This window comes from Ramlibacter sp. AN1133, from assembly GCF_037890035.1.
Classification (GTDB): Bacteria; Pseudomonadota; Gammaproteobacteria; order Burkholderiales; family Burkholderiaceae_C; genus Ramlibacter.
The window spans coordinates 163,240-176,030 of record NZ_JBBKTQ010000009.1; the positions used below are offsets into that span (position 1 = coordinate 163,240).

At 66.8% G+C, this 12,791-nt stretch carries 19 protein-coding genes; 12 read left to right on the plus strand and 7 right to left on the minus strand.

The features are described 5' to 3' along the window. The first annotated feature begins 18 nt into the window (after positions 1 to 18). Both WG923_RS14765 and WG923_RS14770 read left to right on the plus strand, forming a co-directional pair. Positions 19 to 339 carry a hypothetical protein gene (locus WG923_RS14765; RefSeq protein ID WP_340351748.1) on the plus strand — a complete coding sequence of 107 codons (321 nt, stop codon included), beginning with the start codon at positions 19 to 21 and terminating at the stop codon, positions 337 to 339. A gap of 13 nt (positions 340 to 352) precedes the next feature. Beyond that, entirely contained in the window at positions 353 to 700 is a 348-nt protein-coding gene (locus tag WG923_RS14770) for a hypothetical protein (protein ID WP_340351749.1), read from the plus strand. 89 nt (positions 701 to 789) lie between these two features. Here the strand turns inward: WG923_RS14770 and WG923_RS14775 are convergent, their stop codons facing one another. The 3 genes from WG923_RS14775 to WG923_RS14785 are packed head-to-tail and all read right to left on the minus strand — an operon-like array spanning position 790 to position 2,434. Continuing rightward, the gene (locus tag WG923_RS14775) at positions 790 to 1,458 is read right to left on the minus strand and encodes a hypothetical protein (protein WP_340351750.1); all 669 of its coding nucleotides are present in this window, start codon (positions 1,456 to 1,458) and stop codon (positions 790 to 792) included. 8 nt (positions 1,459 to 1,466) lie between these two features. After that, on the minus strand, positions 1,467 to 2,027 hold the full coding sequence (locus WG923_RS14780) for a YcbK family protein (protein ID WP_340351751.1): 561 nt from the start codon (positions 2,025 to 2,027) through the stop codon (positions 1,467 to 1,469). Beyond that, positions 2,024 to 2,434 carry a hypothetical protein gene (locus WG923_RS14785; RefSeq protein WP_340351752.1) on the minus strand — a complete coding sequence of 137 codons (411 nt, stop codon included), beginning with the start codon at positions 2,432 to 2,434 and terminating at the stop codon, positions 2,024 to 2,026. The genes WG923_RS14780 and WG923_RS14785 overlap by 4 nt, the downstream gene beginning before the upstream one ends. Before the next feature lie 103 nt (positions 2,435 to 2,537). On the opposite strand from WG923_RS14785, the gene WG923_RS14790 reads away from it, so the two are divergent. From WG923_RS14790 to WG923_RS14800, 3 genes are read left to right on the plus strand one after another with little or no spacing between them, the layout of a single operon-like run. Next, positions 2,538 to 3,149, plus strand: coding sequence for a hypothetical protein (locus WG923_RS14790; protein WP_340351753.1), 612 nt, complete (start codon positions 2,538 to 2,540; stop codon positions 3,147 to 3,149). Continuing rightward, on the plus strand, positions 3,146 to 3,577 hold the full coding sequence (locus WG923_RS14795) for a polymer-forming cytoskeletal protein (protein WP_340351754.1): 432 nt from the start codon (positions 3,146 to 3,148) through the stop codon (positions 3,575 to 3,577). The genes WG923_RS14790 and WG923_RS14795 overlap by 4 nt, the downstream gene beginning before the upstream one ends. 20 nt (positions 3,578 to 3,597) lie before the next feature. Then, positions 3,598 to 4,308 carry a hypothetical protein gene (locus WG923_RS14800; RefSeq protein WP_340351755.1) on the plus strand — a complete coding sequence of 237 codons (711 nt, stop codon included), beginning with the start codon at positions 3,598 to 3,600 and terminating at the stop codon, positions 4,306 to 4,308. Positions 4,309 to 4,743: 435 nt separating this feature from the next. On the opposite strand, the gene WG923_RS14805 is transcribed toward WG923_RS14800, so the two are convergent. Then, positions 4,744 to 5,271, minus strand: a complete 528-nt coding sequence (locus WG923_RS14805; protein WP_340351756.1) for an HAD domain-containing protein — start codon at positions 5,269 to 5,271, stop codon at positions 4,744 to 4,746. 169 nt (positions 5,272 to 5,440) lie between these two features. Here WG923_RS14805 and WG923_RS14810 point away from each other — a divergent pair, with 169 nt between their 5' ends. Together WG923_RS14810 and WG923_RS14815 are read left to right on the plus strand one after the other, a co-directional pair. Next, the gene (locus WG923_RS14810; protein WP_340351757.1) at positions 5,441 to 5,794 is read left to right on the plus strand and encodes a nicotinamide mononucleotide transporter; all 354 of its coding nucleotides are present in this window, start codon (positions 5,441 to 5,443) and stop codon (positions 5,792 to 5,794) included. Positions 5,795 to 5,798: 4 nt separating this feature from the next. Further along, a complete protein-coding gene (locus WG923_RS14815) occupies positions 5,799 to 6,764 on the plus strand; it encodes a hypothetical protein (protein WP_340351758.1) in 966 nt (321 codons plus the stop codon). Between the two features lie 7 nt (positions 6,765 to 6,771). On the opposite strand, the gene WG923_RS14820 is transcribed toward WG923_RS14815, so the two are convergent. Continuing rightward, a complete protein-coding gene (locus WG923_RS14820; RefSeq protein WP_340351759.1) occupies positions 6,772 to 7,086 on the minus strand; it encodes a hypothetical protein in 315 nt (104 codons plus the stop codon). Positions 7,087 to 7,185: 99 nt separating this feature from the next. Between WG923_RS14820 and WG923_RS14825 the strand changes: the two genes are divergently transcribed. The 3 genes from WG923_RS14825 (at position 7,186) to WG923_RS14835 (ending at position 8,719) form a co-directional block, all read left to right on the plus strand. Then, positions 7,186 to 7,512, plus strand: coding sequence for a hypothetical protein (locus WG923_RS14825; protein WP_340351760.1), 327 nt, complete (start codon positions 7,186 to 7,188; stop codon positions 7,510 to 7,512). 6 nt (positions 7,513 to 7,518) lie between these two features. Beyond that, entirely contained in the window at positions 7,519 to 7,938 is a 420-nt protein-coding gene (locus tag WG923_RS14830; RefSeq protein ID WP_340351761.1) for a hypothetical protein, read from the plus strand. A gap of 391 nt (positions 7,939 to 8,329) precedes the next feature. Continuing rightward, positions 8,330 to 8,719 carry a hypothetical protein gene (locus WG923_RS14835; RefSeq protein ID WP_340351762.1) on the plus strand — a complete coding sequence of 130 codons (390 nt, stop codon included), beginning with the start codon at positions 8,330 to 8,332 and terminating at the stop codon, positions 8,717 to 8,719. On the opposite strand, the gene WG923_RS14840 is transcribed toward WG923_RS14835, so the two are convergent. Continuing rightward, the gene (locus WG923_RS14840) at positions 8,720 to 9,748 is read right to left on the minus strand and encodes a helix-turn-helix transcriptional regulator (protein ID WP_340351763.1); all 1,029 of its coding nucleotides are present in this window, start codon (positions 9,746 to 9,748) and stop codon (positions 8,720 to 8,722) included. Between the two features lie 3 nt (positions 9,749 to 9,751). Then, a complete protein-coding gene (locus WG923_RS14845) occupies positions 9,752 to 10,819 on the minus strand; it encodes a hypothetical protein (RefSeq protein ID WP_340351764.1) in 1,068 nt (355 codons plus the stop codon). A gap of 476 nt (positions 10,820 to 11,295) precedes the next feature. Between WG923_RS14845 and WG923_RS14850 the strand changes: the two genes are divergently transcribed. Both WG923_RS14850 and WG923_RS14855 read left to right on the plus strand, forming a co-directional pair. Continuing rightward, complete coding sequence (locus WG923_RS14850; RefSeq protein ID WP_340351765.1) at positions 11,296 to 11,778, plus strand: bactofilin family protein; 483 nt, start codon at positions 11,296 to 11,298, stop codon at positions 11,776 to 11,778. A gap of 10 nt (positions 11,779 to 11,788) precedes the next feature. Further along, the gene (locus WG923_RS14855; protein ID WP_340351766.1) at positions 11,789 to 12,790 is read left to right on the plus strand and encodes a hypothetical protein; all 1,002 of its coding nucleotides are present in this window, start codon (positions 11,789 to 11,791) and stop codon (positions 12,788 to 12,790) included. The last annotated feature ends 1 nt before the right edge of the window (position 12,791 follow it).

The window sequence follows — 12,791 nt, forward strand, 5'->3', positions numbered from 1 at the left end:
GTTCGGGAGACTTACTTCATGGTGACGCTTGCCACTCGCGTCAAGTTCTTGATGATGGACGAGCGATCGGCGCTCGCGGCCAGGCTGATCGCCGAAGGCGGCACGTTCTGGGCCGCTGGTGCAGGCGCGCTCACCGTGGCCCGTTCGGGGACCGTGCTCACCGTGGGTGGCCGCGAGGCGGAGCAGGTGTGCGCGTTGCTGAGGATCGATCCCGCCCACGCCCCGCAGCGCCTTGCCCCGGCCGGTATCGACCCTGTGCTTCGCGACATGCTTCTGGGCGGGGATGTCGAGGAAGCGGCGCAGGAGCGTTCCCCCGTGCGCGAGCGCGCATTGGCCTGAGATGGAGGATCCCATGAGCTGCGCCTTCGCTGACGTCGAGATCGACCGCCGCGTGGTTTCCGAGGCCCTGATGAGCCTGGGGGTCGACCTTTCTCAGCCGCTGGCGCCCGCGATCGTGCTGGGGGCGACGGACGTGCTGATTGCGCTGGAGCTCGCGCAGGAGCTGCCCGCCGCCGCGAACTACACCGCCGTCCTTGGCCAGTTGCAGTCCTTCGGAGCGCACGAAATGGGAAGCGTGATGCAGCCGGTGCGCGAGGCACAGCTTCGGCTCCTCGATGCCGCGCTGAAGGAGCCCGCTTGCGCTGGGATCCATCCGGATCGGTTGAACCAACTGCGTGGGCTGTTACCGAAGCCGGTCTGAGCTGCGGCGGCGCGCGGGGTTGCGTGCTCGATCACTCGGTCGCCGCGCGACCCGCCTTGCGGGCGGATGGCCCGGACGCTCGCCACTAACTACTGCACGATTTCGTAAAGAAGGCCGGGCCTCAGCACGAGCTGGTTGTCCTGCGGGCGGTGGTCGGGCCTGAAGTCAAAAGTGGAGCTGAAGACCCACTTCCGGTTGCCTTCGACCACGAGGTAGTCGGGGATCGGCATCCCTCTCCAAAGTCCGATGGTCGGGCCAGTTTCCAGCACGAGGACCTCGCCGTGGGCGGTGAAGGCGACTTCGTGTGCCGGCAACGGACTCGCACTCGGGCACATCACCCCTGATGTCAATTCTTCATTGGGGGTGGGGCGCTGCGCGACGGATGGAGACCTGCGGCGCAGGCGATGCATGCTGATGGCCAGGAAGACGTAGACGACCAGCGCCGCGTTCACCAGGAATGAGTCTGCAAGGGAGCTCAGTGCTGCCGCGGCCACCGTGCACCAGGCAAATGCGAATGCGGCCCGCCAGGTTCCTTCGTGTCCGTAGGTGCGGGCCATAAACGCCGGCTCGACGCATAGGGCGAAGATGCCCAGCACGTAGAAAGCGATCACGGTCTCGACCGGAAGGGCAATGGAGATCCAGGCGTTCAGTAGCAGCGCGATCACGGTCTCCACGCGCAGCGTGCTGGGATGCAGGTCGATGAAGCCCGCAGGCTGCAGGAAGAGGACGCAGAAGCTGTTTCGGAGGAAGGTGCGCATGGGTGTGGTCATCCTCGCCAGGAGCGCAGTCGCCCCCGGTCGACGTGGGTGAACTGCTTTCCGGGGTACCAGCCGACGCCGCCTCCGCCCAACCACATGCCGAATCGGGCGACCTGCAGGGCGTTGACGCCCGGGATCACGATGTCTGCTGCATCCCCGTGGGTGTGCAAGCTGTTTCGGACGGACCCCTCGATGGCGAGGTTGCGCCGCGGATCTCGATAGGCGCTGGTGAGGATCACCGGGGAGCGCACTCCGTAGTAGGCGAGCCAGCCGTTGATCCCGTACAGGATGTCCAGCAGCACGGGGTGGACGTACACCCCCGTGCCGGTGACGCGGTCGCGCATGAAGTAGCTCAGTTGCGTGTACTCCGGCATCAGCAGCTCACCGTCGGACCAGTAGGTCGACTCGATGCGCTCGCCGCTCTTGGCCTGCTGCAGCATGATGCGGCGCGGCCGCTTCCAGAAGTCGTCTGCGAACCGGCCGGCGCTGCCGGCGGCCCAGGAGGGGCGCCTCACACCGGAGGCCAGCAGGGCAAAGCCCGCCACCAGGACATGCCGTCGGTCGGTCATGCCGCCAGGGCTGGCCGAACCGCCTCACGGGCTGCCGTGGCGAGCCCCTGGACCGCCTCGGGCGCGAACGGTACGGTGGCCAGCTGCTCCTCCAGGAGCCTCGCCAGCTGCTGCAGCTGCTGGCTGGACAGACGCTTGCTGTCGCGCTCGTACGACAGGACCCCAGGCGCGGTAAACACCCAACCCCAGGGATGCCTGTTCGCGTAGTGCTCCGGCTCCCCGGGGTAGGCCTCCCGGCTGAAGAAGGGGGTGTCGTTGATGCCGTGGTGCTGACGCAGCCTCGGCGTCCAGCTCGCGCCGACGAGCAGCAAAAACCGCGGCTCGCCACGGGCGTATGTGGGGCAGAAGTAGTAGTGCGCCGGGCTCTTGACTGCCGGCGCCGCGGTGAGGTGCGGAAGGGTGTTCACTGGTGGTCTACGAGGTGCGGCGGCGCTGCGCGCGGTCAGCCGTTGCGCAACGAGGCTATCCGGTGGCAGTTTGTAGCTGTATCATCGCGCAGAGCATAAAAGAATGCAAGCCAGCCCCCCCCTGTCCGACGCCGCACCTGACTCGACGCACAAGCTGCGTGACTTGGCGGCCGCGGCCCGGCCGGCCGCGCCGGAGCACTTGGGTCTGGGCACGTTCCGGCAGATGGACGGCGTAGTGGTCGACGCCCTGGAACTGGTCAAGGCCTTGCACGGGACGGACTGCGTGGAACTCACTGGCTTCGCGCAGGAGCCCGCGCTGCCCGCGTGGACGCATCCCGCTATCGCGCAGGTGATGGTGGCCGATTCGCCCACGGAGGCGCTGGAGTCGCTGGCGGTCCATCGGCGGCAAGCCCGCGGCATGCTGGCTATTGCCGCCGTGCTGCTGGTCGGCCTGGCCTTCGCCGCGGGCGCGCTGACGGCAAGCCGGCACCTCTCCAGCGACCTGGCAAGCCCCAGTCTGCCGGTGTGGAGCGCCGTCGACGTTTCGGATCAGGGCTTGGTGGTCGCGACGGCGATGGGCCGGGTCACCGTGCCGCCCGGCGGCAAGTTGCCCAACGGCGACGTGCTTCTGTCGGTGCAGCCCGCGCGCCGCATCGCCGTCCTCAGCAGCGCCACCCTGGTGCTTCCCCCAGCCCTTCGGAGATCCGCTCCATGAGCGCAATCCTCGCCAGTGTTCCCGCTTCCTCGGTTCCCGCCCCTGCGCCGCACCTTGCGCCTGACGTGTTACGGGTGGACCTGCAGCAGCACAATGTGTGTTTCGTGCTGCCCGTCGGCGCCACCCTGGCAGGAGATCTGGATCTGCCTGGAGGCGCGCTGATCTACGGCAGTGTCAAGGGGCGGATCCGGTGCGCCGAGGGCTCGCTCGTTTTTGCACAAGGCAGCTCGTTCTGCGGCAAAGCCGAGGCACCCATGATCTACGTCTGCGGCACGGTGCGCTCTGTCGGCAGCTCCGAACCTTCCGATCTGCGCGGTGCGCTGATGATCGCGGTCTCAAGCACCGCAGTGGGCCGCGCCACGCTTACCTCTCGCCAGTTCGCGATCCACAGCAAGACGTTCGCCGGCACGATGCGGAGCCTGGAGTGAGGCTGCGTGTTCATGGGTGGATGTCCTGGCAGCTCGCGGCGCTGCTGCTGCTGTCGTTGGTCACGGGCGCCGCGGGTGGCGCGCTGGTTGCGCTCAACGTGTTCATGCAGGACGCCGAGCCGATTGCGCGCGAGCTTGCCCGCAAGAACACCCGCATCCAGTTGCTTGAGCTCCTGGTGCAGCAGCACTCGCCTGCCTCGTATGACTCGCTCGCTTCCGTGCCGCAGCCACCGGTAGCCTCCAGCGTCCCGGCGGCGACCCCTGCGACGTCAGCGACTCATTCAGTAGCGCCGGCGGCGCATTTGTCCCCCGTGCCCGCCAGGCAGGCGCGGACTGATGCCAGGACTTCGACGAAGTCGGCCGCCGCGGCGCCGGCAGCCATGCCACTTCCTGCGATGACGATCGCGGCCAAGCCGCAGTTGCCCCAGGCGGAGGCCGCGCGCCAGGCGGAGATTCCGTCCTCCGTCGAACAGAAGGTCACGCGGCCAGCGCCGACGGAGGCCGTGTCAGGTGAGGAACTGGTGCTGGCCATGAAGGCGCGCATCGAAGGCGCACCGGCGCAGAAGGCGGGCGTGAAGTCGCTCGAGAAGGGCGCCGTGGTGCTGCTCAATGGAGGAACGGTCCGCGTCGGCCAGGTGTTCCCGTCAGGGGAGAAGCTGCTGCAGGTGGACCCCGAAAACAATCGAGTCGTCACGACCAAGAGGCAGATGCTCCTGTTCTTCCAGGAATAGGGCGGCGATGCTCAGACGGTCGACCCCAACAAGTTGACCCCCAGTCGGAACCTGCAAGCAGCCCTGAGGTCGGACCTCCGGTGCCGTTCGGTCGGGTCTCCACAAGAGTCGACCTAGGATGTCGCTTAGTCTGAAAGAGACATAAAGAGAGTCAACAAAGAGGCACAATCTGCATGTTCCCATTTTTCCTGGATGCGCGTACAGTGCCTATATGCCTGAAATGGCATATAGGAGGTCACCGCTATGTTGCCAGGGATTCGCCGTTGGGAGACGAGGGACCGCTACTTCGAGGCGTGGGTGTATGTCGACCTGCTCGGCGACACGATACTGGCGGCCGTCAACGGCGGCAAGGGCAACAGGTTGGGGATGGTGCGCATCCTGGCGATCGGCAGCGAGCCTATTGCCAAAGCGGTCGCGGAGATCGAGAAGAGGCGCCTAAGCCACGGGTACCTTGAGTGCTCGCTCGACGCGAGCGCGGCCTGCGCCGGCCCAGTCGCGCACTGCGGCGAGCACCCCGGGATCGCTGACACCGCGCAGCGGATTCGTCACCACCAGGTTCTTGATCCGCGGCGAAAACTCCGCGGACGCGTCGTCGATCACGATGAAGTCGTCGATGCCGGCGCGTTCGGCCAGATCCACTATGGAGGCCTCCCGCTCCAGATCCGGTGAGGTGATCGCCATGAGGCGGTGCCCCAGAGGGCCGAGCGCTTCGCGCAGCATTTGCATGCTGACCCAGGGCTGCTTGCGCCAGGAGGAGTGGATCACCAGGACGATCGCGTCGCCGGTGGCCTCGTCGGCTTCGGCCAAGGCCTGTTCGAGGTGTTCGGTCCAGCAGAACAGCCCCTGCTCGCGCAACTGCGTGCCCGACGCAAGGGCGATCGCGGCGACGCTGTCCGGACCACGGGAGTTCGGCGGGCGATGCATCACTCCATCGATGTCGGCGAATACGGCTTTGAATCTCATTTGCGCCCCATGATGGCACACGACAATCGCTGGATCAAACGGGCGCAGTGAGGCGCGGCGAGGCATCCTGAGCGGTTGCTTGGCGGTGAGGAGTGACGCGCATAGAATGGCATAACGGATTGCGCCTATATAGTGCCGCAAACTCTACTAACTCAGCAAAAGGCCGGCCATGAACCTCCCCACAGCAGACCTGGTGCAGTACGCGCTGGCCTGGTACCAGAAGGTCACCTGGGTGGATGTGGGCGAGCTGCTTTTCGTCCTCATGTCCATCATCGGCCAGGAATACATCGCACGCCGGAACAAGGCGGGCTTCGGATTCTGGCTGGTGGGCAACGTGGTGGCCGTATTCGTCTTCGGCAGCAGCGGCCGCCTGGTCTCGGCTTGCCTGTATGCCTACTTCGCCTTCAAGAGCTTCGCAGGTCTGCGCCACTGGGGGCGCCTGGACGCTCTGGAGCGTAGCGAGGCCCGGGCCCGACCGCAGCCGGCGCTGCCCGCCGTTGCACGGGGCGCCACTGGAGCCTGACCCGATGCTGAGGGACCCAGTCCGGCTGGCCGTGGAGCTGCGCGAAGCCGCTGCGCATCACGAGCTCAGCGTGCCGCAGTCCGCGCGCTGCGAGACATTCTGGGCGAGCGCCGGCGCCGAAGGCTCGTACGCGGAGGGGCTGTGCTGCCAGACGTGCACGCAGCCGCTGCTGCGCAATTCAACGCGCTACGCCATGGGTGCCATCATGGGCGGCAGCGCCGCCGATCGCACCGCGCTGCGCAAGACGATTTCCTCGATCATGCATGCCACCGGAATCCGGCTGCCGGACGCCAGGCTGCTGCACCACGAGAGCTTCAGCATGTTGCTGGTGCCGTGGGCCTTCCGCGGCGAGATGCGGGCCGTGCTGCAGCAAGCCGCCGCAGGCGCGCGGATGGTGGCAAACGCCGGTCGCGGTGAACCCGACCTGGACCTGTCTGGCAGGGTGGTGGGGATCGCAGACAGCACCGCAGAGGCTGTAGCGAACGAGGTGGACATCGCGTTCGTCAGCAGCTTGCCGGGCGACGCTGGAGCGGGCTCATTCGACTACGACGACTTCCGGCGGCAGCTCACAAGATTCGGGATGGCCTATGACGGCCCTGTGCAGGCAGCGCTTCGCCTGGCCCTCACGGGGGAGGGGTCGCGCACCTGGCATTTCCCGCTGACCTGCACCGTGGTGGAGTCGTCGACGAAGCGAAGGGTGACCTGGACGGTGCAGTTCGAGGATCTCGAGACGCTCGAGCGCGCCTACATGCTGCTGGATCCCGTGATGCGTGAGATGGAGCGCCTGGGCAGCCGCCTGCGGCCTGGGGACGCGCGTCCCCAGGACATGTGCGACGAAGGGGAAACGCAAATTCCTGCGCTGTGCATCGCCACGGATGGAAACTCCCGGCAGGCGCGGGTGGAGATGGTGCGGCTGTTGAAGGACCTGATCCTCACACTCGATCGCTTGGCCCAGCCAACCGAAGCTTGAGACTTGTTCAGTCGCAGAGGCTGGCGTGCAGGCCGCCGGCGCTCATGCGCCTGGCGATGTGCTCCTGGATGCGCGCGTTGAACCCGTTGCGCCAGAGGCGGGCACTCAAGCCGTCCCGAAACCGGCAGGGCTTCGGGTTGTCGAGGTCCTCGCCGGCTTCATAGCCCTCGGCATAGGGGTCGCTCTCACCGACGGAGGCCGCAATCGACTCGCTGCTGCGGTCGATGAGCCTCGAAGGCAGCTTGTGAGCGCCGCCGGCGGGCGTCTCGGGCTGCTTCTCGGTCCCCTTGAAATGGCGAAACGCGGTTTGTAGGTGTACCATGCGACAGGCTGATTAGGCATGATCATACGCGAGCATTTGCAACTGCGGTAAATTCCTGCCAACATGAGTTGACCGAATCGACTACCAAGAGTGAGAGCCATGTTGTCTGCCGCCCACACCAGCGAGTCCTTCCATGGCGCGATCGCCCGACGCACGCTGTCGCAGGAACTGTCGCCGCACCTGGTCGGCGAAGCCGCGGCGCGCCGCGAAGTCGTTGCGTTCGCCCCCCACCTGGCGCCGCTGGCCGGCGGCTTCGAGGTCACGCCGCAACAGGCGAACGAGGCGCTGGTGGGCCTGCAGATGGGGCTCGCCGACGATGTGCGCTTTCTCTTTCCCAACGATCCGGCCATGGAGCATGTGAGCGCGCAGATCGAAGCGAAGGCGACCGTGGAGACGGCGCAATCGCAACGTCCGCGCGAACGCTGAACCCAGATGAACTCTCTCTTCTCCGTCACCTACCGTCCGGGACCGGCTCACCCAGCTGTCTCGCTGGTATGCCAGGCGATCGATGTGGACGGCGAGATGCTGCTGTGGATCGACGGCATCAACCTCGAGCACCCGATGCTGGTGCCGGTGTCGGCGTGCAAGCGCCTGACCCTGCTGGGCACCTTCCGCGAGTTCGCGCAGACGCGGCTGCAAGCCACGCGCGCCGTGCTGCAGGAAAGCCAGGGCGAGCATTCCCCCACGCTGTTGGCGCGCGCCATCCTCTACATGGAGGCTGACCCCCAGCTCACCGCCCACGAAGCACTGGAGCTTGCGTACGACCAGGCGCTGGATCTGATCGATGCCGACAACACGTCGGCCATGACCTGGAGCCGCGTCTCCGAAGAGCAGGCGGCCCTCGCGGCCTGAAGCAGCCGTTGCCGCCGAAGTTATCCACAGTTCCTGTGGGTTTCTGCTGCATCGCGCCGCCTTTCCCCCGTCCAGTCACTCGCCAGCACGAGGCTGCAAGCCGCTGGCGCTGATCGATCGCGAGCGCGCACCGGAGAGCGCAAGGATTCGGCACTTTGTAGACAGCGGAGCAGCGTCCTTGGCACCCGATCTCTCATTTGATCTAACGCAAATGCTAGGGCGCGCACAGCTTTATTTGAGGAAACGCTATCGGAACCGATAGTGAGGGCGCTTCCCTGCGGCCCGAGGACATTCCACAGGCGCTGAAACGGTGCGACAGTCATCTCCGTGTTGCAAAGAGCAACAAGTCGCGATCACAAGCGCGGCTCGCACAACAAAGAGGGAATCGCAGATGAACGCACTCGCAGTGATGGAGCCCCAGTCGGCCGGGCGCCCGACGATGGCCATGGCGCCGGCGCCTACCGAGGGCTTCGTGCGTCCGGTTGCCGCTTCGGTCGCCCCGGTGGCGCCGCCGATGCAGTCGCAGGCCAACGATGGGAGCTGGTTGGAGTGCATGCACCTGGAGGCCGACATCGGCCGCCTGGTGCTGCCCGAACTCGCAGAAATGGAGCAGGCTGCGCAGCTGTGGATGGACGAATTCGAGTGTGCCTGCGATGCAGCCGACGTCGAGGTGCTGCGCGCGCTGCTGGCGGCAGCCCCCAACGCCTTCGCCAAAGGCCTGGCCTACAACAGCCTGAAATCCCTCATTCGCATGGCCGCCGTCACCGGCCGCCCGCTCTGATCAGGGCAGGATCCCCCGCAGCTGTGCGCGCTGCACTGCTCCGTAGCCGTTGCGGGCGTCGAGCCCAGCGTTGGCCATCTTCAGATGGTGGCGCACGCCCGACTCGCTCATATTCATGATCTCTGCCACCTGCGCCGCGGTGTTGCCGGCCGCCGTGAGGATCAGTACCTCGCGAGTGCTCTCGGCTAAGGGACCGTCGCGCGCCAGGCTCTCGCGCATCTTCGGCCACGCGGCGAACGCGGACACCGCGACGGTGTGGCCCCCCTTGGGGAAACTTTCTCGCCACAGGGGCACCACCTCGAACGTCCGGCCCGCCACGGCTGGCACCGACACCTGCACGCCGGCCAGGTAGCCCGCCTCTGCCGCCGCGCGCATCCAGCCATCCTTCGCCTGCACCAGATCGAGCGGTGTCACCAGCGAGTCCGCATCGTTGGGGTCTACGGCGGGGCGGATGAATGCTGCCGCCCTGCGTTTCAACGCCGGGTCCGAGGATCCCAGGAGCGCGCGCTGCTTGGCGTCATGCGACTGGGGCACAGGCCCCATCACGATCGCTGCCCTGACGCCGAAGCGGATATGGTTGTTCGCCCAGCGGGTCAGGTAGATCGACAGCTCGTCGCTGAAAAGCGCGAGCGCATCGTCCGCGGGTTGCTCGGCCTCCCGGACCTCTCCGGTGGGCCCGAACAGCTCCAGGCACCTGGCGGTGATGCTCCACACCTCGAGCGGCTCGGCATAGGAGCCGTGGCGCTGCTTGCGCCCTGTGTCGCCGAACCAGCCGGAGCCCAGGGCCACGGTGCGCAGCAGCGGATCGTCCCCGACGACCGCGAGTACGTCGCCCTGCGGCCACTGGCCGGCGGCCAGCTGCAGCGGCAGGTTGATGTGCTGCAGCAGCTCGCCCCTGGGCTTTTCGATCCAGAACGCGTAGCCCGCGCCGTCCACGCGGCCGCAGATGTGGAAGACCTCGCCTTCCACCTGCACGGCCGCAGACACAGGGTCCAGCCGATCCGAAGCGCGTCGCACGGCGCGTGCCATCCGTTACAGGCTCCCCTGTTGCGTGGCGAGCCAGTCTGCGTGGAACCTGGGCTTCAGGTCTGGGGGAAGCCCGTCGATTTCGAACACGGCAGCGGTGGTCCATGGCGCCTTGCACACGATTTCTGTGGGAGCGGCGACCAGCTTCAGGCTGGGGACCTCCGTGAGCAGGCGGTGGTTGGAAGTGGCCTGGTGGGCGGTGATTGCGCCGATCGCCTTCACCATGGAGGCATCAAGCGCGTCGGTCATGGCGGCCAGCTCCGAAGCCTGCTCCGTCAGCGACGCCTGGTCATCCAGCTGGATCCACAGCACGCGCTTGTCGAGGGTGAGCGCGAGGATGCCCGCGGGGTGTCCGAGGATCACGTGCTCGTCCACCTGCAGGCGGGCCAACAGCGCAGTGATCGCCGTCACTGCACCGGCGTCGTCGAGCACGTTCGTCACCTGCTGGGTGAGCGCGCGGGCCAGCATCTGCCCGCGGATCTCCGCGCTCTTGGCCATGTGCCGCCGCATCATTGCCTCCACGCGCTGCGGAAGGTCTGCGCTCATCTTGGGGATGAAGCCCTCGATCTTCTCGCCGTTGAATGCGTCCACCGCGATGACGTTGTCGGCGATGCCGGTAAGCAGCAGTCGCTGGACGCCCGGGAAGCCGTAGCGGGACAGAAGCGTCACCCCGTCGACTGCCGGCATCTTGAAATCCGACACCACGAGTCCGACCAGCTCGAACCGGGTGGGGGTGGCAAGGAAGCGAAGCAGCCAGGCGATCGGGTGCCCGTCGGTGCTCACCTGGGCGTCCACGCAACTGAAGAGGGCCTGTTGCTCCTTGCGACGCAGAGCGCTGGAACGCTCCATCAGCTTTTCCAGGGTAGAGGGGTGCGAATGGCAGGTGATGTTCCATGCCATGGGCAAGCTCATCTCCATGGAGTGGAGAAAGTCCACGTCGTCGTCGACGAGGGCTGCGGAGGATGTGGTGCGGTACAGGGGTAGCAAACTGCCTGCTCCGGCACGCCTTGCGGGGCCGGATTCCTTTTTGCGGTCGATCCGCATTTTAGGAAGCAGTGACGTCCAGGTGACCACGTCTACCTCAAGGCATGGCCAGTGAGTGGCGGACACGCATCGCTTCGGCGGCCGCGGCCTCAGTGCCGAAGAGGAGTGCGCCCTGCAAAGCGTCGTGGATGCTGCCGCGCACGGGAGCCCGCCTGGTGAGCCCTGCGATGCGCGCATGGCGGCCGGCGGCTGTCGCCGGGCACCTCCGGCTGGGGGAGGAAGGAGTCGCCACCGCCGGCGCCCAGCGGGTGAGCAGGTGTTCGCCGACCTCGGAGCCCGAGCAGCACCATGGCGGCTGACACCGGTCTCCGCGACAGGCCGGTCGCCTTGCGGGGACGTATTCAGATCCAGGCTGAACATCGGGTGAGGGCATCGGAGTGCGTCGCGTGGAAAAAACGGCGGGACGGTTGTTTGATCTGGGGCAGGTTGCTGCTTTACGGCGTTTGCGCGATGATATAGCCGCAAACCGCATTTGCGCTACTACTTTCTGCCAAGGAGCAAACTCAGTGAACCAATCCCAAATCGCCGCCCCGTCCGGCACCGACCTGAACCTGGACACGCTGTTGGAGGTGGGTAGCGACTCCATCACGACCATCGTCGACAGCGGCGTGCTGTTCGAGGGCAAGCTGACGGTGAGGGACAACAAGTCCGTGCTCATCAGCGGGGCCTTCAAGGGCACGATCGAATCGGACGGCGCCGTGATCGTCAACGCGGGAGCGGAGATCGTCGGCAGCATCCGCGCGCGCAGCGTGCAAGTGGCCGGAACGGTGAAGCGTGGGGCCAAGGACGACGTGCTGGACGTGGCCGAGGTCCTGGTGCTGGCCAAGGGCGCCAAGGTGTTCTGCGACGCCCGCTACGGGAACCTCAAGGCCGAGCACGGGGTCGTCATCGCGGGTAGCATCTCGCCGCGCGACATGCCCAGCGAGGCGCCGGTGGAAAGCCACGGCGGCACCGTGGTCCCGATGACCGGCTACGCCGGATCGCAGTAAGGATGCAGGGATGACCAGGATCCTGCTGGTGCGCCTGGCGGCGGGCGCAGCGCTCGCTGCCGCCATGTTGGCTGCGCATGCCGCAGACCCCGCGCAGCACGAAGCCGCGCGCCTGGCGCTGCGCAACGCGCAGTACGACCGTGTGGTTCAACTCACCACCGACATTGCCCGCACCGAGCCGAATGCGGCTCTGAATTGGTACCGGATGGCGATTGCTGCGGCGCGCACCAACGACGTGGCCCGTGCCGCGGATGCCCTGGCGCGTGCCGAGCGCGCCGACCCGACCTTGCGGTTCGCCTCCACGCCGCAGCGGGTGGAGAAGCTGCGTGCGGACATCCGCGAGGGGCTGCAGCGGCCGCAGCCCGCCGCCGGCACCGTGGGGGCCCCGCCCCTTCCTGCCTCGCCGGCGGACGGCTCCGACATCGACCCCGGCGCAGTGGCGGCCGTGGCCGCCATGGCGCAGCAGCTGCAAGGCCTTCAGGAGTCGCTCGATCGCAAGCTGGACGGCCTGACCAAGGGGATGTCGCAGGTGAACGCGAATCAGGTTGCCGCGGTTCATGCGGCGAACTGGGAGCGCGCAGCCTGGATCTGCGGAGTGCTGATGGCGGTGCTCGCCTGCGGCGGGCTGCTCGCGTTGCTCATGGAGCGGGCGGCCAAGGCCCGGCGTCAAAGTGACCTGCGCGACCTCGCGCGACTGCCCCTGGAGGAACTCATGGTGGCAACCCGCGACGCTGCGGCGATCCTGGGGCAGCGCCTGGAACGACATGGCCACAAGGACACCGAGCTGTACGTGCAGTTGGGGCGCCTCATGCAGCCGCTGGAGCGCGAGACGGGGCGCGCCCGCGTCGACGTTGCGACCATGGTGGACGGAGTGCTGCTGGTCGACGCGCCGAACCCGCTCGCCGAGGCCAGCAAGGTACTGGGCCGCTCGAATCCTCAGGACTTGCACAAGCAAGTTGCGCAACGCGCGCTGGCCCGAACGTCGCAGTCGCAGCAGCAACTTGCTGCGTGAA